Here is a 19,800-nt window from a genome sequence, read left to right as displayed (position 1 = left end):
CGGCACCACCGGCACGCCCGCGGTCAGCGCGAGCCAGGCGGCGGGGCGACGGAGGGGCGGGGCGACGGAGGGGCGGGGCGACGGAGGTGCGGCGGCGACGGAGGGGCGGCGGCGGTGAGGGCACCGGGGCTGCGGGGACGACGGAGGGGCGGCGGCGGTGAGGGCGCCGGGGCTGCGGGGACGACGGAGGGGCGGCGGCGGTGAGGGCGCCGGGGGTGCGGGGGCGACGGAGGGGCGGGGCGACGGAGGGGCGGGGCGACGGAGGGGCGGCGGCGGTGAGGGCGCCGGGGCTGCGGGGACGACGGAGGGGCGGCGGCGGTGAGGGCGCCGGGGCTGCGGCGGCGACGAAGGGGCGGCGGCGACGGACGTGCGGCGGCGACGGAGGTGCGGCGGCGGCGACGAAGGGGCGGCGGCGACGGACGTGCGGCGGCGACGGAGGTGCGGCGGCGGCGACGACGGAGGGGCGGGGGCGACGGAGGTGCGGGGGCGACGGAGGGGCGGGGGCGACGGACGTGCGGCGGCGACGGAGGTGCGGCGGCGGCGACGGAGGGGCGGCGGCGACGGAGGGGCGGGGCGCCGGGGGTGGGGGGCGACGGAGGGGCGGGGGTGACGGAGGGGCGGGGACCACACGCCACCGCCACCCAGGGGGCAGGGACCAACACACCCACCCAGGGACTGTCTGCCACCGCCGGCCGAGAGCAGGGGCCACGCGCCACCGCCGCCGCCCCGGGGGGCGGAGGCCACGCGCCCACCCAGGGAGCCATCCACCGCCAGCCAGGGGCCGGAGGCCTACGCGCCACCGCCAACCGAGGGCAGGGACCTACGCGCCCACCCAAGGGGCCACACGCCGCCGCCGGCCGGGCGGCAGTCGCCGCCGGCGGAAGGGCACAACCGGGCCCGGGAGGGGCGGGGAGGGGCGGGGCGGGGCGGGGCGAGCCGGAACGTCCCCGCCGTCAGCACCACGGCGCTCAGCGCCTCCCAGGCGATGACCGCGACGTACGCCGCGTCCTGCAGAACCCGGGAGGTGACGGAGCCCCACATCAGGGCCCGGCCGTGGAAGGTGGCGTCCATCGCCAGCACGTGCCGGACGAACCGCCGGCCGGTCGCGAAGTCGGTGACGTTCCCGAAGACCACGAGCAGTAGGCACAGCGCGTTCGCCCCCGTGAGCACGGCCGCCGCCGCGCGCGGTGAGCCGAGCGCGAACAGGCGGTCGCAGGTGATGGGGCCCGGGTCCGCGGCAGCCGGTCTCGCGAGATTGGGTGACCGGCATGCGGAACAGGCCGGCCACTGCGGAAAGTTCACCGGCAGGGCCCCAGCGGGGCCGGTGTGCCCGCTCAGGCCGCTGCGGCCAGGGCCCAGGCAGCCCCAGGGCCGCCGCAAAGTCCCGTGATCTTGTCATCGTGCCGGTCAAATGACACCCGGCAAGGAGGAACAGATGACGCCTGACCACTGCGGGGCGTGCCTCCCACCACCCGGAGCCGACCTCCCACCACCCCGGTCGCCGGCAGCTCGCACTGGACCGCGGCCCTCCCGGGCGTGCGGGAGGACCGCGGGGCCGCCCGCGCCACCCGCCACGCGGCCGAAGCTCAGGCGGTGGCGGTGGGAAGACCGGCCTCGACCCAGTCCTGGATGCCCTCCCGGTACTTGCGCACGTTGGTGTAGCCGAGGGCGACGAGCCGCTCGGCGACCTGTCCACTGTTGGGACACGCCGGGTTCGAGCAATAGGTGACGATCGCGGCGTCCCGGTCCGGAAGCACGGCGGCCGCCCGCGCGTCGACGTCGGCCAGGACCAGCGCCACAGCACCGGGCAGGTGCTGTTGGGCGTAGTACTCGCCACCGAGCGCGTCCACGACGGTCACACTCCCGCCTTCCATCGCCGCCGCCAGCTCGTCACGGGTGATGAGGGGGGTCATGCCACTACCTCCAAAAGAATCGGACTACAGTCCACTTATGGCTCGAGACGATAACGGACTGCGGTCCGGTTCTGCAATGCCGCTGCCGCTGGAACTACTGCGGACGACGCCACCCAAAGAACGCGCGGACGCGGCTCGAAACCGGACCGCGATACTGGAGGCAGCCGCCACACTGTTCGCCCAACACGGCGTCGAGGCGGTATCCATGGACCAGGTCGCCGCAGCCGCCGGCGTCGGCAAAGGCACCCTCTTCCGCCGGTTCGGAGACAAGTCCGGCCTGGCCACCGCACTCCTGGACACCCGCGAGCGCGTACTGCAAGAAGCGATCCTGCACGGTCCACCCCCACTCGGCCCCGGCGCCCCGGCCGAAGAACGCCTCACCGCGTTCGTCAACGCCTACCTCGACTACCTGCTGGAACACCTGGCACTGATCCGAATGTCCGAGACCTCCAGCCCCGCAGCCAGATACAGGATCGGGGCCTACCGGTTCTGGCACCGCCACCTGGCGATCCTCCTCACCGGCACCCCCGACCCCGACCACACCGCCCACACCCTGCTCGCCACCCTCGGAGCCGAACACACCGCCGCCCTCCTACCGGAACTCGGCGAACAACGGATACGCGCCGGCCTACTCCACCTCACCCACTCCCTCACACAACACCCCAAAACCCCCACACCCCCACCCCACCCAACCCCCCAGAATCCACCCCACGACAATCACGCCACCCCATGACGCCATCGAACAGCACCCACAGGAAACCACCCCACCAACCCGAAACCGACCAAGCACACGAACAAACCCCGGACTCACAACTCACGGAACACAACCCCGCCCCAGCCCCAGCCACAACCCAGGAACCAGAACCCAGGGGCCAGCGCCGGAGCCCAGGACCGGGCCAGGGCCGGGACGAAGGGCTCAGCGAGACCGACGACCGACCCTCCAGGCCCCGCCACGCCAGGTCGTTGACCGGCTCGACCGTGGTAAGCCCCAGCCGGCACCAGCCGTGCACCCGCCGCCCGGCGAACACCAGAGTCCCCACCACAGCCCCGCCCGCACACATTCACGCACGGCGTCGGTGAACACGGTGGCCTCGCGCCAGGCCCCGACCAGGTTCAGCCTGCTCGCGTCCTCGCCCGCGTGCACGGCGTCCTCGACGTGGACGTCGACGCGGAACCCGCAGCCGTCGACCTGACCGGCACGCAGCTTGACCAGTTCCCGGACGCCCGCGGCAGGGCCGACTCCAGCAGGATCCGGTTCGCCGCGATCAGGTGCTCGAAGGACCTTGCCCATGACGGGGCCGGCGAAGGGGTCCAGGCGGGCTTCCATCGTGTTCTCCTCGGTACGTTGTCCACTGCCGCCCTCTGGGACAGGGCAGCCGGGCCGCCCGTGACAGGCACGCCCGTGTGACGCGCGCCACCCCGGCGGGGTGGTACCGGAAGGGACGGGGCTCCATGGCGGGATCGGCGGATGCGGCGGATGTGGCGGACGCGGCCGGGTACCGGCCGCTGCTGTTCTCCATCGCCTACGGCATGACGGGTTCGGTCGGCGACGCCGAGGACCTCGTCCAGGACACCTTCCTCAACCTGACCCGCGCCGAGCGGGCGGGCACCACCGTCACCAACCTGAAGGCGTACCTGACCACTTCGGTCACCCGACTGGGCATCAACCACCTCGGCTCGGCCCGGGTGCGGCGCGAGACCTACGTCGGCCAGTGGCTGCCCGAGCCCATCGTCGCCTTCACCGACCGCCCCGGCGACACCCCGGCCGAACACGCCGAACTCGCCGATCGCCTGTCGATGGCCTTCCTGGTCATGCTGGAAGCCCTCTCCCCCCACGAGCGAGCGGTATTCCTGCTACGCGAGGCCTTCGGCTACGACTACCCCCAGATCGCGGAACTCACCGGCAAGTCCGAGGCGAACTGCCGCCAAATCCTCACCCGCGCCCGCAAACACCTCACCGCAGCCACGGACACCCGCACGAACACCCACACGGACACCGGCGCGGGCACAGGCGCAGGCGCGGGCGCAGGCGCGGACGTCCCGCCGCCGGCGGCCCGGCGGGCAAAGGGCGACGAACTGGCCCGCCGCTTCTTCGAGGTGGCCGCCGGCGGGGACCTGGAGGAACTGCTCGGCATGCTCGCCCCCGACGTCGTCCTACACGGTGACGGCGGCGGCAAGGCCCTGGCGATCGGCCGATCCGTCGCCGACCCCCTGCAAGTCGCCAAACTGCTCGTCAGCGGCATGAACCGGATCGTCGCCCTCGGCGCGCACCTGGTACCCGCCCACGTCAACGGCCGCCCGGGCATGGTGACGTACGACCGCGACCAGCGGGTACTCAACGTCCTCGCACTCGACCTCGCCGAGAACGGCACCATCCGACAGATCCACGCCGTGGCCAACCCCGACAAGCTCGGCCACCTGGGCAAGATATCCGACCTCGGCCTACGCAAATCCAGGCAGCCGCGGCAGCCGCAGGGACAGTAGGCAGACCAATTCAGGCGAACCGCCCAGCCCGTCCATCGAGGACAACACCGGACGGGAGCAGGACGACTCCAAGAGCCGCGAAAACGCGGCACCGGATAGCGGAGGGGGCGGGCGCGGGGCGCGGTCCTCTAGACTCCCCGTCTTGATCAACCGCACGTCGAACGGGGAGTTCATCGTGAGCATCCGTCATCTGGGCGCCGCCGCACGCGTCATAGGCCGCCGCAACGCCCTGCGCTACCTGGCCATCGGTGCCGGGTCCGCGCTGGTCGCCGCCTGCTCCAGCAGCACCGGCAGCAGCAGCGGTGACGGCGGGCAGGCCGCTCCCCCGGCCCCCACCGCCACCGCCCCCACGCCCACCGACGCCGTGAAGCCCACCGTCGCCGACCGCGCCTTCGACGCCTTCGTGCGCGGCGACTGGAACGTCAAGACCAGCACCTCCCGCGGCAAGACCCTGCCCGGCAAGGTCACCGTCCAGACCGACGGCGGCGGCAACGGCGGCTGGACGATCGCCTGGGAGGGCCTGAGTGGCAAGGCCGCCACCTGGAGGGGCAACTTCCTGCTGCGCGGCGGCCACCTGTCGCTGAACATCGTCGACGGCCCCGGCACGGTGTCCCGCGAGCACGCCCCCGAGGCCCTCAACGTCCCGGCGACGGTGGGCGGCAGCGTCCAGCTCACCCTGCCCTGGCAGCCGCCCGGCTCTACCGACAGCACCAGCGAGAACCTCGCGGTGACCTACGACGGCACGACCCTGACCATCGTCCACACCGCCGGCAGCAGCAAGACCACCCACACCTGCACCCGCGCCTGAGCCGGTCTGTCCGCAGGATCCCGTCGGCGCCGGGGCGGATACCGCAATCCCTCGAACTGGCGACGGCAGACCGGTAGTTGAGCGCCGTCGCGGCCGGGAATCCGGTGGCTGGGCGGTCCGGGCCCGGTCTACGTTCGGTCGCATGGCAGATGAGTGTTTCGGGCATCCGCGGCTCGCCGCGGTCTATGACCTGCTCGATCCCGACCGCAGTGATCTGGAGGCCTACCTGCGGCTGGCCGAGGAGTTCGGGGCGCGGCGGGTGCTGGACATCGGCTGCGGGACGGGGGTTTTCGCGCTGTTGCTGGCCAAGCACGGTATCGAGGTGGTGGGGGTGGATCCGGCCGCGGCGTCGATCGAGGTCGCCCGGGCCAAGCCGGGTGGTGACCGGGTGCGCTGGATCTGCGGGGACGCGGCGGCCCTGCCGTCGCTGCGGGTCGATCTGGTGACGATGACGGCGAACGTCGCCCAGGCGATCGCCGGTGCGCGGGCCTGGCAGGAGACGCTGCGGGGCGCGCGCGAGGCGTTGCGGCCGGGTGGGCGGCTGGTGTTCGAGACCCGTGATCCGGCCGCGCGGGCCTGGCAGGGGTGGACGCGGGAGCGTTCCCGCCGGGTGACGCGGGTGCCGGGGGTGGGTGCGGTGGAGAGCTGGGTGGAGCTGACCGGCGTGTGCGGGCCGCTGGTGACGTTCCGGTGGACGTACGTCTTCGGCGCGGACGGGCAGGTGCTGACCTCGGACTCGACGGTGCGTTTCCGGGGGCGGGAGGAGGTCGAGGAGGATCTGGCCGCCGCGGGCTTCACGGTGGAGGAGGTGCGCGGCGCGCCGGACCGGCCGGAGAAGGAGCTGGTGTTCCTGGCGCGCCGCCCGTGACGAGCGCGGCCGGGTGGCGGTGTCCCGGGTAGCGTCCCTCGTATGACTTCCTCCCCCGCCGACCCGGCCGATCCCGCGGACCCCGCGGACCCCGACGTCGCGCTCGTGCTCGCCGCGTACGCCGCGTACGCCCGGGGTGACATCGATGCCGCCGTCGCCGGTCTCGACCCCGAGGTGGAATGGGTGGAGCCCGAGGAGTTCCCCAACGGGGGTGCGCGCCGGGGCCGGGATGCCGTGCACGCGTACCTGTGTGCCTCGTTCGCGATGTGGCGCGAGCTGCACTCGGAGCCGGTGGCGTACCGGCGCGGCGGGGAGGTCGTCGTCGTCCACCACGCGTACGGCGTCCTCGCCGATGGCGGCGCGCTGGACGTCACGGTGGCGGACGTGTTCACCGTCCGTGGGGGCCGGGTGGTGCGGATGCACGCCTACGCCGATCCGGCGGAGGTGTTGTAGACCCCCGCCCGCCCGCCTGGGGTGATCTTGGTCGGGTGTCGGCGCGGCGCCCGGCCGGGTGGGGCGGGTCTTCGCCCCCTAGGAGTAGTCCGCCCCCGGGCGGGCGCGCGGCACGGGTAGTCGGGCGGGCCGACTTCCCGTGCTTTCGCGTGCGCCGGCAGGCGGTGGTTCGTTTCCTGACTCCGTGTCGATCGTTGATCGTTGCACCAACGGATCACGCGGAGCCCCGACGGAAAGTCACACCATGCCCGTTCCCTCCCGGCGCGCGGCGACCACGTTCGCCCTCGCCGCCCTCCTCCTGCTCCTGCTCCCGGCCACCGCCCGCGCGACGGCGCAGCCTGCGGCGCCCGTGTACACGCTGCGCAACGCCCGTACCGGCAGCTGCCTGCACCACGTCTTCGGCACCGCCCAGGTGCGGCTGGAGCCGTGCGAGGCGGTGCCCGAGCAGCGGTGGGAGCTGCGGGTGGAGGGCGCGTGGATCAACCTCGCGGCGTTCGATCCGGAGAAGGACACCCGCGGGTGCGTGGCCATCGGCGACAGCTGGATCGTCAACTACGGGCAGTGCCGGGTGACCGAGGCCGCGTGGAGCGTCACGGGCGGCGGCCACTGCCGGTTCAGATCCGGGTCGGACCTCAGTGACGACGACCTCTACCTGGTCGAGACCCAGGCCGGCGACCTCGGCGCCCGGCCCGACGGCACCACGCCCTCGGCGGACTGGTTGGTCACCGAGGCGTCCTGATCCGTTCCTCCTCCGGTGCCTGGCGAGTCGGCCGGCCACCGGGGGCGATGCCGCCGATCATGGGCGCAGCGCGGCCGCCGGGCCGCGGGATGACCGCCGTGGCGGCCGGGCCCGCCGTCCCGCGCGCACCCTGCTCGAAGACCGAAACCCCCATGGGAGAACACCGGATGAAGATCTCCGTCCGCGGCGCCTCGCTCGCCGCCGCCGTCTCGCTGCTGGCCATGGTGCCGCTGCTCACCGGCGCCTCGGCCCCGGCCGGCTCCGGGCCCACCGCCTCCGCCGCGCCCACCACGGATGCCACCTGCGTGCTGAACGCCCACGGCGTCTTCGCCAACGCCGTCGGCCCGGGCGGCACCGACCTGCCCCTGCCCGACACCCTGGCCATGACCGGCACCGTGAACTGTGTGGACGCCGCCGACGCGCCGCTGGCCGCCGGCACGTTCGAGCGGACGGTCACGATGCCCGCCGCCGAGTGCACCGGCGACGAACACGGGGACACCTCCACGACGACCGTCCAGTGGGCCGACCTCACCACCTCCACCCTGCGGTTCGACAAGACCGACGTGGTGAAGGTCAACGGCACCGCCTCACTGGTCGTCTCCGGCACCGTCACCGCCGACAGCGCGCGCTTCGCGGGCGATGCCCTCACCGCGGTGGGCACCAGCTCCGGCGCCGGCTGCGGTACCCCGGCCGGCGAGACCACCCTCGACTCCACCCTCGTACTGCGCCTCACCCACTGACCGGCCCGACGCCCCCGTATCCGAAGGAAGACCCGACATGTCTCTGCCCGACGCCCCCGCCCTCACCACCCCGAAGGGCCGCGTCTACGCGATGCTGGACACCGACGGGGACGGAGTCGCCTCCCGGCACGACTACTTCGTCCGCATCGAACGCGCCCGCCAGGCCACCGGACGCGACCACGACGACCCCCTGGTCATCGCCGCACGCACCACGGGCGAACGGGCCTGGGCGGCGATGGACGCCAACGGCGACGGCGTGATGACCTACGAGGAGTACGTCGCCTGGGTGGACGCCGACAAGTTCGACAACATCTGCCGCTACGCCCTGGGCGCCCTGTTCGACCTCGCGGACGCCGATCAGGACGGCGCCCTCGACCGCGCGCAGTTCACGGCGCTGCGCCAGGCCCTGAACAACCGGGCGAGCAACGCCGACGCGGCGTTCGACGCCCTGGACGCCGACGGTGACGGGCGCGTCCACCGCGCCGAGTACCTGGCCTCGATCCGCGCGTACGTGACGGGCGAGGACTCGCCCATGGGGGATGCCCTGTACTGATCTACTGTGTCGTGTCATGGCCGTCCTGATCGTCGGCGGCAGCGGCCTCCTGGGTGCTGAGTTGGTCCGTCAGGCAGCAGTGGCGGGCTACGCGGCTGCCGCGACGTTCGCCACCGTCCCCGGAGGCACTGCGGGGGTCCCGTGGCATCGGCTCGATCTGCGGGACCCCGGCCGGATCGAGGCGGTCATGGCCGAGGTGGAACCACGCGTGGTCGTCAACGCGACCAGCGGCGGCGCCGATTGGGCGGTCACGGCCGAGGGACCGGTGCGCCTGGCGATGGCGGCTGCGCGGTACGGCAGCCGCCTGGTCCACGTCTCCAGCGACGCGGTGTTCTCCGGCGCCCGCGTCCACTACGACGAATCGTGCCTGCCCGACCCGCTCATCCCCTACGGCGCGGCGAAGGCGGCGGCGGAAACGGGGGTTCGCCTCGTGTGCCCGGACGCGGTCGTCGCCCGCACCTCCCTGATCATCGGCGACCGGCGCTCGGAGCACGTACGCGCGGTGCACGACCTCGCGGCCGGCGCCCGAAGCGGTGCGCTGTTCACCGACGACATCCGCTGCCCGGTCCACGTCGCCGACCTGGCCGCCGGCCTGCTGGAACTCGCGTTGGGCGACCTGTCCGGCGTCCACCACCTGGCAGGAGCCGATGCCGTGAGCCGCCACGAACTCGGCGTGCTGATCGCCCGGCGCGACGGGCTCGACGCTTCCCGGCTTCCCAGCGGCCTGCGGGCCGACAGCGCCCTTCCCGGGGCGCTCGACGTGCGCCTCGACAGCCGCGCCACCCAGGGCCGGCTCCGAACCAGGCTGCGCGGCGCCCGCCAGTTCCTCGCCATCGGGCCGTGACGCCCCGCCGACGCTGTGCGGCCGCCGAAGAAGTCCGGGTCCGGGGAGGCTGGTGGACTTCGCTGCGGCGGTTCAGAGCCGGCACGCGGAGTCATGGCGTGCTGTCAGGTACAGTCGCGGATCGTCGAATCGAGGAGCCACGCAGATGGCGAACCAGCCCCGTCTTGTCCTGCTCACCGGTGCCGCCGGCCGGATCGGCAGCTGCCTGCGGGAGCTGCTGCCCGCCTACGGGTACCGGCTGCGCTGTTTCGACCGCCTGCCGGTGCCCGGCGACCCCGACGCGATCACCGCCGACCTGCGGGACGCCGGGGCGCTGGCGGCGGCGATGGACGGTGTCGACGCCGTGGTGCACATGGCCGGGATCCCGGGTGAGGCGCCGTTCGCCGACATCCTGGCCGCCAACATCGACGGCACCTACCGGCTCTACGACGCCGCCCGGGCGGCGGGGGTGCGGCGGATCGTCAACGCCAGCAGCAACCACGCGGTGGGCTTCACCGAGCGGCCCGCCGACGGCGCCGTCGTGCCGGTGGACACCCCGCAGCGGCCCGACACCTACTACGGGCTGTCCAAGTGCTTGGGCGAGAACCTGGCCTCGCTGTACGCCGACCGGCACGGGATGGAGACGGTCTCGCTGCGGATCGGCTCCTTCACCGCCGAACCGCGCACCATCCGGGCTCTCGCCACCTGGCTCAGCCCCGGCGACTGCGCCCGCCTCGTCCACGCCGCCCTCACCGGCCCGGTCACCGGCCACACCGTCGCCTTCGGCATCTCCGCCAACACCCGCGCCTGGTGGGACCTTTCGACGGCCCGGGCGCTCGGTTACCAGCCGCAGGACGACGCCGAGGAGTTCGCGCAGGAGCTGATCGCGAAGCTGGGCGAACTTGCCGCCGACGACCCGGACTACCGCTATCTCGGCGGCGGCTTCACCCGCTGAGCCGGCGAAGCGGCCTCCCGGGGGCCGATCGACGGGTGATCAGATATCGTGCCCGGCCATGGGAGAGCTGATAGTGGTCCGGCACGGCCAGACCGAGTGGAGCGTTTCGGGCCGGCACGCGGGCCGCACGGACGTCGCGCTGACCGATGCGGGTGAGGCCGCGGCCAGGGCGCTGGCACCGAGGCTGGCGCAGCGTCGCCCGGTCGCGGTGTTCAGCAGCCCGCTCAGCCGGGCGATGCGGACGGCCGAGCTCGCCGGCCTGACCGGCGTCCAGCCCCTGCCGGACCTGGTGGAGTGGGACTACGGGGGCTACGAGGGCCTGACCGCCGAACAGATCCAGGCAACCAGGCCCGACTGGGACCTGTGGCGCGACGGTGTCGTCCCCGGCGACGCCGCCCACCCCGGCGAGCAGCTCCAGCAGGTGGGCGCGCGCACGGACGCGGCGCTGGAGCGGATCCGGCCGCTGCTCGGCGAGGGCGATGTCGCCGTGGTCGCCCACGGCCACCTGGCGCGGGTGCTCGCCGTGCGCTGGCTCGGGCTCGACGCGTCCGCCGCCGGCCTGCTCGGCCACCCGCACCCGGGCAGCCTCAGCGTCCTGGCCGTCGAGCACGGGCGGCCGGTCGTCTCCGCCTGGAACGTCCCGTAGTCCCGTAGTGGCGGACGGATGACAGGTCTTCTCAGTCGGGGCGCTGGCCGTGGAGGAGGGCGGGCAGGGTGTGGCCGGCGAGGGCTTCGGTGACGCGGGCGGCCTGGGAGGGGGCCATGTGGTTCTTCAGTTCGCGCACGGGGAGGCTGCTTCGCGGCCCCGCCGCCCAGCAGCTGCTCCGGGCCTGGGTGCCGGAGACGCCAAGTACTCCGGCGAGGTCGCCACCGCCAGCGAGCTGCGCAGGGAGTTCGGGCCCGAGCTCGAAGGCCTCGGCAACTTGCCGCGCCGCCCCCGCAAGCTCGGCGTCTCCAACGGCCGCGGCGACGGCGTCGGCCATCCGCTGCCGGCCGGCGAGGTCGCCTTCGACACCGAGAACACCGACCACGGCCACGTCTCCGGCGCCCTCGCCGACTGGATCCTCAAGCGCCTCTGACTCCCCGCGGAGTGGGAAGTCGGCCGGGTCGACTTCCCACTCCCGGCCCCGCGTTCACGCGGCCTCCGGCCGAGCGGATCCATCAGTCCGGAGCTGAAAGCCGCTACGAGAGCCCGTCCGAACTGCCCGGACGGGCACGCACCGCTGCCCTCGGAGCCCTTCCGTTCCACCGCCCCGCCGGATGACCATGGAGCGTCAGCAGAATCCGGGGGGGCACACCCATGCGCACACATGACGGCGAGCGGCACCGTGACAACCGGGACACGGTCGCCGACCGCACTGCCCGGGCCGGCCGGGCGCCCGCCCACCGGCTGCTCGCCCTGCAGACCAGCGTGGGCAACGCCGCCGTCGTCCAGATGCTGCACCGGGGCGGCCACCTCACAGAGCACCAGGCATCCGGGCCGCTCGCCGCCGTCCAGCGCTCCACCGTCGACGACGTCCTGCGCACCGCGGGCCGCCCCCTGGAGGACGCGACCCGCACGGAGATGGAGGCCCGCCTGGGCGCCGACTTCTCCGACGTCCGGGTCCACGACGGTCCGGCGGCCCGTGCCTCCGCGGTCGAGGTCGGCGCCCGCGCCTACACCTCCGGTAACCACGTCGTCATCGGCGAGGGCGGCGGCGACAAACACACCCTCGCCCACGAGCTGACCCACGTCATCCAGCAGCGGCACGGCCCCGTGGCCGGCACCGACAACGGGAACGGCCTGCGGATCAGCGACCCCTCGGACCGGTTCGAGCGCGAGGCGCAGGCCACCGCGCAGCGGGTCATGACCGGGCCCGTCCGCTCGCCCGAGTCGCCCGAGGAGCGCGGCCACACCGTGCCGCAGCAGCGTTCGGCGCATTCCACGGCCGCCGACGCCCTGCAGCGCGCCGCGTCCGACGACCTCCCCGAGGCCGACACCCCGTCACAGGCGGTTCCCGAACTGCCCGCCGCCCTGGTCGAGCAACTGCAGCAGGCGAAGGCCGAGAGCGGAACGGACTCGAAAGCCATGCGCCAGGCGGCGCTGGACACGCTGCTGCGGTACGTCCTCGCCCAGCTGCCGGTCACGCCCGATCATCCCGAGCTGCAGACCGCCCTGGCCGACAAGAACCTCGTCCTCAGCTACAAGCACTCCCGCCAGGGGGCGGGCAAGCCCATGGCCCTGACCAGCACGGGCACCTCGGGCGACCGGGTCACCATGGCGCTGTACCGGAACCTGTTCGACGACTACGGCCCCGCCGAGATCCACAGCACGCTGCGCCACGAGCTCATCCACGCCGCCCAGGCCATGCTGATGCCCGACGAGGACGCCGCCGACGGCGCGGACCCCCACATCTACATGGACGTGCTGAGCGACATCGGCCACGAGACCTTCGCCACGCTCCAGCAGCCGATGCGGGAGATCGAGACCCACGTCTGGGAACTGGAACACGCGGGCCGCACCGGGATCAGCAGCGGCTACCTGGGCGAGACCGTCGGCTACCTCGTGCAGTACACGGACGAGCTGGTCGGCAACCTCGGCCGGACCACCACCACGGACCGGCACCTCGACTACTGGCGCGCGTACCTGGAGAACTCGGTCGCCGCGCTGGGCCGGGCCGCCGCCACCCCCGCCGTCGCCGGCCACACCGACCAGGCCCTCGCCGGGCAGATCACCGGGGCCCAGCAGAGGCTGCAGGGCGCCATCCACGCCAGGGAGCAGGCGAGCGCGTCGGCCGGGAAGCGGCCGGGGGGCACGGGCCGGGGTTCCACCAGCACGCGCAAGCGGGGGAAGACCGATCAATGACCGCGGCCGGCTCGAACCCCGGTGGGCGGGTCAGTGGCCGGCCGGCAGGGCGGCGGTGCGCCTGCCGGGCAGCCAGGTGCGGGGGCGGCGGACGACGATACGGCCGAAGCTCTTCTTGCCGGCCAGCTCGATGCGCAGCCTGACCGGTGTGTCCGGGTCCGGGTCCCGGTGGCCCTTGATCCTGCTGAACTCCAGGATCAGGCCGTAGGGGTCGAGCGCCATGCCCGGGCCGAGGATCAGCGTCAGGTTGCCGCCCTGCAGGTCGACGTCGATCGGCAGGGTGTCCTGGGTGATCACCGCCTGGGTGAAGTCGAGCGTCACGTGGGACCACGCGCCGGCCAGTTCCAGGCGCCGGGGCAGCACCCAGCGGCCCGTCCGCTCGGCCTTGCCGAAGTTCTGCTCGATCCGCAGGACGTCCTTGGGCCGCGCCGGGTCGCCGGCGGCGGCGGCCGGCGCGGGTGGCAGGTCGGCGGTGAGTTCGCTCAGTTCGCCGAGCGTGCGCGCCGACAGTGCGGCCTCCACCCGCTCGTCCAGCTCCTCCGCGGTCAGCCGGCCCTCGCCCGCGGCGATGCTCAGCGCCGTGACCACCTGGTCCCGGTCGGCGTGCGAGGCCCGCAGTGCGGGCTGCGCGGGCTGTGCGGCGTGGTCGGAGCGGCTCTTGGCGAGCGAGATCTGTCCCGGCATGTGTCCCGTCCCCCGGATTCGACGAAGGTCCGCGCGCGACGGATCCCATCGGCGCGCGAACGGCAACTTACGCTATATCGCGATACGGTATATCGCGTTGCGTGTTCCCGCCAGGCCCGGATGCCCGGTACTCGGCGGGCAGCGCGACTGCCGTACGGGCGTGCAGGTGCGCCATGTCGTGGTGGTCCTTGTCGCGCGGCGGGTAGCCGAGGTGGCAGCGGACCTGGGTGGCGGCGTCGACGCACGGGATCGTGCGGCCGCCGATGGTGCCGGTCACCGGAGCCGGGTAGCGGAACCGCTGCCCGTCCGGGAGGAGCTGGTCTCCGCCGTCGCGGCCTGAGCCAGTCACCGGGTGGAGGTCGACCGCGCGGCCGGCGCCGTCGGCCAGGGCGAGGGCGGTGGGCAGCAGGTCCCGCAGCACGGTGGTGAACCCGGCGGCCGCCAACGCCTGCCGGGCCGCGTCGAGTTGGTGGCGCGGGAGGACCAGGTCGAGGTCGTCGTGAGGCCGGGTGGTGTGCCCCACCAGGGCGTCCACGCCCCAGCCGCCGTCCACCCAGGCGCTCACGCCCGCGTCCACTAGCAGGTCCAGTACGTCGAGGACGTCGTCTTCGTTCAGCACGATGTCACCCCGGGGTTCGTCAGGAGGCGTCGGTGTTCTTGCGGAAGCGCTTGGCCAGAGCCGGGTCCGACTCCCACCACAGGCCGTCGCCGCCGTGCTCCTCGTCGGCGGGATCGGCGGCCCGGGCCGTCGGGAGGGCGCAGTCCCCCACGGCCCGCACGCGGAACACCAGGCCGGGGACGGCCCACAGGGCCGCGAGCATCGGCAGCGTGACCGCGACGACGTAGTACCAGGGAACCATCGCGGCGCGGGCCAGGGGCGCCACCACGAACGGGGCGAATCGCAATCCGGTGCCCCGGCCGGCGACCAGGAACTCCCGGTCCTCGGCGACCTCCACGGTCACCGTGTTGGAGCGGGTGCGGTCCCAGGCGGCGAGCCGGACGGTGTGGGTCCCGGCGGGCACCGGGAAGCGCGCGGTGCCGCCCTGCCGGACCCCGCCGACCCGTACCCCGTCGATCACCACCCGGTACCAGCCCTCCCTCAGGACGATCAGCGGCCGCTCGGCGTGCACGACGACGGTTCCGGTCATCAACGCTCCCCCTGGTTCTTTGATGATCACGCGCGAAGGCGCGCCCATGATAGGGGACGAACCATGGCCGGGGGCGTCAACCCGGCGCCCCAGGCGTCGAACTGGTCGTCGAAGAGGAGCCGAGGTGTCCCGCTCGCACCGGGGCGGCCAGGGCGCGCTCGCCCTGGACGCCCCGGCCCGTCGCGCCGGGGCGCTGGTGAACCCACCTGGCCGTGGGGCCCGTTGGGCTTGGGCGGGGGGCTTCGAGGCCGGCCGGCCCGCCTGTGCGCGCGGGATGTCGGCGCCGTCGACTTCCCGCGCGGGCGGCCGCCGTTCGGTGGGGTGACGGCCCCGCCGACGGCGGCCTCGGTGACGGCGGCCTCTGCGCACCGGCCCGGGCCACTTACCCGGGCAGGTCGCCGTTGCCGCCCATGTTGGCGGCGATGCGGCGCAGGACGTTGATCGTGGTCACGAAGTCGGCCTCGTCTACGCCTTCGTGGGACCGGCGGTGCACGCGCAGGTTGCGCTCGCGGGCCCGCAGGCGTGCCGCCTCGCCCTCCTCGGTGAGCGACATGCCGCCCGTCGCCTGGTCCTCCAGCAGCCAGCCGCGGGCGGCGAGGTCGTCGAAGACCTCGCCGAAGTCGAGCCCGAGGTCCTCGTAGCAGGCCAGGCGCTCGACCAGCGTCGTACGGTTCCAGGTACCCGGGGCGCTGGCGGCGTGGTTGAGCGTCCACCAGTGCGGCTGGGTGAGCCCCTCGACCGCCAGCTGCTCGCGCAGCGCCCCCACCACCCGCCGGTACACCTCTCCGCTCCACGCGCCGATCGGCTGAGCGGCCAGGACCTCGTGCGGATACTCCTTGAGCGTCACGCCGACACACCCCTTTCTGTTCGATCATCGGGACGCGATCACCGTAGAACTTCAAGTCGCCTTGAGGTCAAGGAGGTTCGTACCCCCCCGGTGCCGGTGACCGGATCGGGCCGGGCCCGGGCGTGCGGTTGCCGTGACGCGACGGCGGCAGTCCTCGGACCGGTTCTGCGTCGAACACGCCAACGCCGAACTACGGTAGTGGCGCCCACTCCAGCGTTACACCGGCCGACGCGAGGACTACGCCGAGACCCACCGCGCGATCGCCTCGCTGGTCTCCGCCCGCGCAGCCCGCCGGCCGACCCGCCGCAAGCCGAGCACCGAACCGGTACTCGCCCGACAGGCGGTCTGCTGATCACTGGCCACCTCCCAGGCCGCCCAGTTCCCCGACCTGGCCGCCGGGGTGCGCGAACTCACTCGCGCTGCGCGTGCGCGCCGCCCTCGCCGACCGCTTGGCCCGCCTCGCCCTCGCCGGGCACCTTCGCCCCTGCGACCCCGACCTCGCCGCCGAGCACCTCCTCGCCCTGCTCACCGGCCCGCTCGACTACCGCCCCGACTCCGGCCCGCATGCCGACCTCGCTCCCGCGGCTGTCGCGCGACGGCGCCGTGGAGGTGTTCCTGCGCGCCTACGCCGCCTGACGGCCACACCCCGGGCACCGCCCGAGGGCACGGCCGACGGGCGCCGCGGCCGAACCGTTCATGCCCGCGCGGCGGGTGCGGGCGCGGGAGCGGCGGCGAGGACGGCGTACAGGACGACGGGCAGTTCCCTGTCCTCCTGCCCGACGCCCAGGCCGATCCAGCGCCCGCCGCCGGGCAGCGTCCACACCTGCAGGGTGACGGCCTTCTGGCACAGCAGGGCGACCGGTTCGGGAACCGGGTGGCCGCCGTCCTGGTCCGCGTCGAAGCTCGCGCGCAGGTAGGAGAACAGGTCGACGGCCTGCGCACGGCCCCAGCGCGCGGTGAACACCCGGGCCAGGGCGTCGAGTCGGGCACCGGCCGCGTCGAGTTCGCGCTCCACGGCCTGCCCTTCCGCGTCGTCGAAGAAGTCGCGGCTGACGGACAGCTCCTCGACCCGGTAACCCGGGCCGGCGAAGCCGGCGGCGTACTCGCGCTTCCGCAGAGGGAAGGGGTGGGAGTCGGCGAGGAGGGCGTCGATGCGGGCGAGGTGCGCGGCTGTGGTCACGGCCGCAAGGCTAGGCGGCGACACCGACAGCAAGGCCGGGCCCTCTCGACGGGGGCGGGCGTGCGGGCCATTCTCGTCCCGGGCCCTGCGGCCCAAAGCGGACCCCGGCGAACCCGACCCTCGCGTGAAGGAGCCTTCGTGGAAGAGCAGTTGAGCGATCCGGTGACCGAGCAGTCGACCGAGCAGTTGACCGATCCGGTGACTGAGCCGGTGACCGAGCCGGCGCGGTGCCCGGTGGAGCAGCGCCCGGGGTGCCCGGTGGAGCGGCGCCTGGTCCTGGACCCCACCGGCCGCGCCCGCGACGCGGAGAGCGCCGAGCTGTTCGCGCGCGGACCGGCCACCCCGGTGGACATCCTCGGCGTGCCGGCCTGGGCGGTGGCCGACCCGGTGCTGCTGGAGGAGCTGCTCAGGGACCCGCGGGTGTCCAAGGACGGGCACCGGCACTGGCCCGACTTCGAGCGCCTGGTGCCGAACTGGCCGCTGGCGCTGTGGGTGAGCGCGCGCAACATGTTCACCGCGCACGGCGCCGACCACCGCCGGCTGCGCCGCCTGGCGGGCGCCGCGTTCACCACCCGTCAGGTCGCCGCCATGACGGGGCGGATCGAGGAACTGACCGCCACCCTGTTGGACGAGATCGCCCTGACCCCGCCCGGCACGGCGGTGGACCTGCGCGAACGCCTCGCCTACCCGCTGCCGATCCAGGTCATCGCCCAACTGCTCGGCCTGCCCGACGCCCTGCGCGACAGCTTCCGCCACACCGTCGACCTCGTCTTCTCCACCACCCTCACCCCCGAGGAGTCCGCGGCCAACGCGGCAAGCTTCTACCGCATGCTCGACGAACTGATCGCAGCCAAGCGCGAACAGCCCGGCCAGGACATGACCTCCCGCCTGATCGCCGCGCGCGACACCGAGGGCGACGGAAGCGCGCTGACCGAGGAGGAACTGCGCGACACCCTGCTGCTGATCGTCTCGGCCGGCTACGAGACCACCGTCAACCTGATCGACAACGCGATCACCCTGCTGCTCACCCACCCCGGGCAACTGGACCTGGTGCGCGCGGGCAAGGCCGGCTGGGACGACGTGGTCGAGGAGGCACTGCGCCACCAGGCACCGGTGGCGCACCTGCCGCTGCGCTACGCCATCGAGGACATCGCGCTGCCCGGCGGGGTGACGATCCGCCGGGGCGAGGCGATCCTGGCCGCCTACGCGGCCGCCGGGCGCCACCCGGCGCGCTACGGCACGGACGGCGGCGTCTTCGACGTCACCCGCCCGGTCAAGGACCACCTCGCCTTCGGACACGGCCCGCACTTCTGCCTCGGCGCCCCCCTGGGCCGCCTGGAGGCCCGCACCGCGCTGCGGGCGCTGTTCGAACGCTTCCCGCGGCTGGAACTGCTGCCGGGGGCGCAGCTGGAGCCGGTGGAGTCGCTGATCTCCAACGGGCACCGGTCGCTGCCGGTGCTGCTCACCCAGGACCGCTGACCGGGATCCCCGCGGGCCGCCGGGTGCGGCGAGCGCGGCGCGGCCGGGGTCGATCGTGGTGATCGTGTGGCGGGCCGATCCGGAGGTCACGAAGGGATCCCCGGCGGCGATCCGCTCGATCCGGGCGCGGTCGGCCCCGGCGGCGAGGGTGGCTTTGCCGTCGGCAGTGGGCACCGCCTGGCCGGGGGCCCGGAGGACACCGGCGGTGTGACGGCGTTCCAGGAAGGCGAGGTGGCCGGTGAGGTCGCCGGCGACGTGGGGCCCGCGTCCTCCTCGGCGCCGGTGTACGTCAGGCGCAGCAGGTGCGGCATCCGCGCCTCTTCCGTTCTCGTCGCAGCCCTTCTCGTCGCGGCGGCCCATCATGGCGGCTCGGCAGGGCTCGGCGTGCTCAGCGGCCTTCGGTGGTGACCTCGCCGAAGTCAGTGACGAACGCGGTGATCAGGCGGGCGAACTCGGTGCGGTCGCGCTCGCTCCAGGAGGCCATGGCGCGGGCGAAGACGGCGCGGCGCAAGCGGTGGGCGGTCTCCAGCTGCTCGCGTCCGGCGCCGGTGAGGGCGAGCAGGGTGCGGCGGGCGTCGCGCGGGTCGCTGCCGCGTTCCAGCCAGCCCTCCTCGACGGTGCGCAGCACCAGGCGGCTGGCGCGGGGCTGGTCGACGCCGAGGGCGGCGGCGACGTCGGTGACGGCGCAGGGGCCGTCGTGGGCCTCGACGGCGTCCAGCACGCCGAACAGGGTGGGGTCGATCGCGCGGGCGCCGCCGGGTGGGGCGATACGGCCCAGGGAACGGCGGGTCTGGCTGCGGCGGATGGCGACCATGGCGCGTTCGACGGCGGCGACGGCTTCGGTGGCTTCGGCGGTGTCCTGCTCGTGCCCGCGCTCGTCCTGGGCCCTGTCCGGTGTGTTCTCCCGCTCCGACATGCATGCTAGGTTACAACCATTGTAAAAAGACATGCATCGAGGGGGACCCCGTCATGACCACCACCGACTCGCCCGACGCCCTGTCCACCGCCCTGCCCGACGTCCGCGAGCAGCGCCCGTTCGGCTACCTGGGGTAATCGCAGTGCACCGGGCTTCAGCCCGGTGGTGAAGCGATTCTGAACCCTGCTCTGACATCTGCGCGGTGGGCACCTCCCGAACTGTGGACGGTGCCCACCCGTGAAGGTCAGGCTGGGTGGTTCTGCTGCTCGATGCCGGACTATCGACAGCGGAGCGCCGCCGACCGATCCGGCGAAGTACGAGCCGGACCACAGGCGCTGTGCGCGCCAGTAGTGCTTGACCAGCTC

At 73.7% G+C, this 19,800-nt stretch carries 25 protein-coding genes and 1 pseudogene; 17 read left to right on the top strand and 9 right to left on the bottom strand.

Features of this window, described 5'->3' with window-relative positions:
• Positions 1–789 precede the first annotated feature (789 nt).
• Together ACWCYO_RS36325 and ACWCYO_RS36320 are read right to left on the bottom strand one after the other, a co-directional pair.
• The gene (locus ACWCYO_RS36325) at positions 790–1,302 is read right to left on the bottom strand and encodes a DUF2165 family protein (protein WP_449786606.1); all 513 of its coding nucleotides are present in this window, start codon (positions 1,300–1,302) and stop codon (positions 790–792) included.
• Positions 1,303–1,586: 284 nt separating this feature from the next.
• A complete protein-coding gene (locus ACWCYO_RS36320) occupies positions 1,587–1,913 on the bottom strand; it encodes a rhodanese-like domain-containing protein (protein WP_270150147.1) in 327 nt (108 codons plus the stop codon).
• A 76-nt stretch (positions 1,914–1,989) separates the two neighbouring features.
• Here ACWCYO_RS36320 and ACWCYO_RS36315 point away from each other — a divergent pair, with 76 nt between their 5' ends.
• Positions 1,990–2,646, top strand: a complete 657-nt coding sequence (locus ACWCYO_RS36315) for a TetR/AcrR family transcriptional regulator (RefSeq protein WP_270150146.1) — start codon at positions 1,990–1,992, stop codon at positions 2,644–2,646.
• A gap of 183 nt (positions 2,647–2,829) precedes the next feature.
• Here the strand turns inward: ACWCYO_RS36315 and ACWCYO_RS36310 are convergent, their stop codons facing one another.
• A complete protein-coding gene (locus ACWCYO_RS36310; RefSeq protein WP_449786607.1) occupies positions 2,830–3,117 on the bottom strand; it encodes a carboxymuconolactone decarboxylase family protein in 288 nt (95 codons plus the stop codon).
• Between ACWCYO_RS36310 and ACWCYO_RS36305 the strand changes: the two genes are divergently transcribed.
• The 13 genes from ACWCYO_RS36305 to ACWCYO_RS36245 all read left to right on the top strand — a co-directional run bounded on the left by ACWCYO_RS36305 (position 3,052) and on the right by ACWCYO_RS36245 (position 13,181).
• Positions 3,052–3,321 (top strand): hypothetical protein, encoded by a 270-nt coding sequence (locus ACWCYO_RS36305; RefSeq protein ID WP_449786608.1) that lies wholly within the window; start codon positions 3,052–3,054, stop codon positions 3,319–3,321. The two genes, ACWCYO_RS36310 and ACWCYO_RS36305, sit on opposite strands and share 66 nt — an antisense overlap.
• A gap of 44 nt (positions 3,322–3,365) precedes the next feature.
• Positions 3,366–4,397: a sigma-70 family RNA polymerase sigma factor gene (locus ACWCYO_RS36300; RefSeq protein ID WP_449786605.1), complete on the top strand. Its 1,032-nt coding sequence runs from the start codon at positions 3,366–3,368 to the stop codon at positions 4,395–4,397.
• A gap of 175 nt (positions 4,398–4,572) precedes the next feature.
• Positions 4,573–5,205: a hypothetical protein gene (locus ACWCYO_RS36295; protein WP_270150141.1), complete on the top strand. Its 633-nt coding sequence runs from the start codon at positions 4,573–4,575 to the stop codon at positions 5,203–5,205.
• Between the two features lie 142 nt (positions 5,206–5,347).
• The gene (locus ACWCYO_RS36290; protein ID WP_449786604.1) at positions 5,348–6,073 is read left to right on the top strand and encodes a class I SAM-dependent methyltransferase; all 726 of its coding nucleotides are present in this window, start codon (positions 5,348–5,350) and stop codon (positions 6,071–6,073) included.
• 42 nt (positions 6,074–6,115) lie between these two features.
• Complete coding sequence (locus ACWCYO_RS36285; protein WP_449786603.1) at positions 6,116–6,526, top strand: nuclear transport factor 2 family protein; 411 nt, start codon at positions 6,116–6,118, stop codon at positions 6,524–6,526.
• A 244-nt stretch (positions 6,527–6,770) separates the two neighbouring features.
• Complete coding sequence (locus tag ACWCYO_RS36280; protein ID WP_270150137.1) at positions 6,771–7,265, top strand: hypothetical protein; 495 nt, start codon at positions 6,771–6,773, stop codon at positions 7,263–7,265.
• Positions 7,266–7,432: 167 nt separating this feature from the next.
• Positions 7,433–8,005: a hypothetical protein gene (locus ACWCYO_RS36275; protein ID WP_449786602.1), complete on the top strand. Its 573-nt coding sequence runs from the start codon at positions 7,433–7,435 to the stop codon at positions 8,003–8,005.
• Between the two features lie 37 nt (positions 8,006–8,042).
• The gene (locus tag ACWCYO_RS36270; RefSeq protein ID WP_449786601.1) at positions 8,043–8,558 is read left to right on the top strand and encodes an EF-hand domain-containing protein; all 516 of its coding nucleotides are present in this window, start codon (positions 8,043–8,045) and stop codon (positions 8,556–8,558) included.
• Positions 8,559–8,574: 16 nt separating this feature from the next.
• Positions 8,575–9,402 (top strand): SDR family oxidoreductase, encoded by an 828-nt coding sequence (locus tag ACWCYO_RS36265; protein ID WP_449786600.1) that lies wholly within the window; start codon positions 8,575–8,577, stop codon positions 9,400–9,402.
• Positions 9,403–9,547: 145 nt separating this feature from the next.
• Positions 9,548–10,336 carry an NAD-dependent epimerase/dehydratase family protein gene (locus ACWCYO_RS36260; RefSeq protein ID WP_449786599.1) on the top strand — a complete coding sequence of 263 codons (789 nt, stop codon included), beginning with the start codon at positions 9,548–9,550 and terminating at the stop codon, positions 10,334–10,336.
• 58 nt (positions 10,337–10,394) lie between these two features.
• Positions 10,395–10,982, top strand: a complete 588-nt coding sequence (locus ACWCYO_RS36255; protein ID WP_449786598.1) for a histidine phosphatase family protein — start codon at positions 10,395–10,397, stop codon at positions 10,980–10,982.
• A gap of 118 nt (positions 10,983–11,100) precedes the next feature.
• The gene (locus ACWCYO_RS36250; RefSeq protein WP_449786597.1) at positions 11,101–11,415 is read left to right on the top strand and encodes a hypothetical protein; all 315 of its coding nucleotides are present in this window, start codon (positions 11,101–11,103) and stop codon (positions 11,413–11,415) included.
• A 221-nt stretch (positions 11,416–11,636) separates the two neighbouring features.
• Positions 11,637–13,181 carry an eCIS core domain-containing protein gene (locus ACWCYO_RS36245; RefSeq protein ID WP_449786596.1) on the top strand — a complete coding sequence of 515 codons (1,545 nt, stop codon included), beginning with the start codon at positions 11,637–11,639 and terminating at the stop codon, positions 13,179–13,181.
• A gap of 30 nt (positions 13,182–13,211) precedes the next feature.
• On the opposite strand, the gene ACWCYO_RS36240 is transcribed toward ACWCYO_RS36245, so the two are convergent.
• From ACWCYO_RS36240 to ACWCYO_RS36225, 4 genes are all read right to left on the bottom strand, one after another.
• A complete protein-coding gene (locus ACWCYO_RS36240; protein ID WP_270150129.1) occupies positions 13,212–13,865 on the bottom strand; it encodes a DUF1707 SHOCT-like domain-containing protein in 654 nt (217 codons plus the stop codon).
• A gap of 67 nt (positions 13,866–13,932) precedes the next feature.
• The gene (locus ACWCYO_RS36235; RefSeq protein WP_270150127.1) at positions 13,933–14,484 is read right to left on the bottom strand and encodes a nucleotidyltransferase domain-containing protein; all 552 of its coding nucleotides are present in this window, start codon (positions 14,482–14,484) and stop codon (positions 13,933–13,935) included.
• Positions 14,485–14,503: 19 nt separating this feature from the next.
• A complete protein-coding gene (locus tag ACWCYO_RS36230; protein ID WP_449786595.1) occupies positions 14,504–15,013 on the bottom strand; it encodes a hypothetical protein in 510 nt (169 codons plus the stop codon).
• A gap of 382 nt (positions 15,014–15,395) precedes the next feature.
• Complete coding sequence (locus tag ACWCYO_RS36225; RefSeq protein WP_270150124.1) at positions 15,396–15,860, bottom strand: MarR family transcriptional regulator; 465 nt, start codon at positions 15,858–15,860, stop codon at positions 15,396–15,398.
• A 425-nt stretch (positions 15,861–16,285) separates the two neighbouring features.
• Here ACWCYO_RS36225 and ACWCYO_RS36220 point away from each other — a divergent pair.
• Positions 16,286–16,390 (top strand): annotated as a pseudogene (locus ACWCYO_RS36220) (TetR/AcrR family transcriptional regulator C-terminal domain-containing protein); the annotation flags it as partial.
• 164 nt (positions 16,391–16,554) lie between these two features.
• On the opposite strand, the gene ACWCYO_RS36215 reads toward ACWCYO_RS36220, so the two are convergent.
• On the bottom strand, positions 16,555–17,040 hold the full coding sequence (locus tag ACWCYO_RS36215) for a hypothetical protein (RefSeq protein ID WP_270151515.1): 486 nt from the start codon (positions 17,038–17,040) through the stop codon (positions 16,555–16,557).
• 234 nt (positions 17,041–17,274) lie between these two features.
• Between ACWCYO_RS36215 and ACWCYO_RS36210 the strand changes: the two genes are divergently transcribed.
• Together ACWCYO_RS36210 and ACWCYO_RS36205 are read left to right on the top strand one after the other, a co-directional pair.
• A complete protein-coding gene (locus ACWCYO_RS36210) occupies positions 17,275–18,519 on the top strand; it encodes a cytochrome P450 family protein (RefSeq protein WP_405000854.1) in 1,245 nt (414 codons plus the stop codon).
• 66 nt (positions 18,520–18,585) lie between these two features.
• Positions 18,586–18,927, top strand: a complete 342-nt coding sequence (locus ACWCYO_RS36205; protein WP_270150122.1) for a hypothetical protein — start codon at positions 18,586–18,588, stop codon at positions 18,925–18,927.
• Here ACWCYO_RS36205 and ACWCYO_RS36200 read toward each other — a convergent pair.
• On the bottom strand, positions 18,908–19,435 hold the full coding sequence (locus tag ACWCYO_RS36200; protein WP_449786594.1) for a MarR family winged helix-turn-helix transcriptional regulator: 528 nt from the start codon (positions 19,433–19,435) through the stop codon (positions 18,908–18,910). The two genes, ACWCYO_RS36205 and ACWCYO_RS36200, sit on opposite strands and share 20 nt — an antisense overlap.
• Positions 19,436–19,800 lie beyond the last annotated feature (365 nt).

This window comes from Kitasatospora sp. NPDC001683, assembly GCF_053596495.1.
The sequence above is the reverse complement of the archived record's forward strand: the minus strand, read 5'-3'. Positions and strand labels throughout refer to the sequence as shown.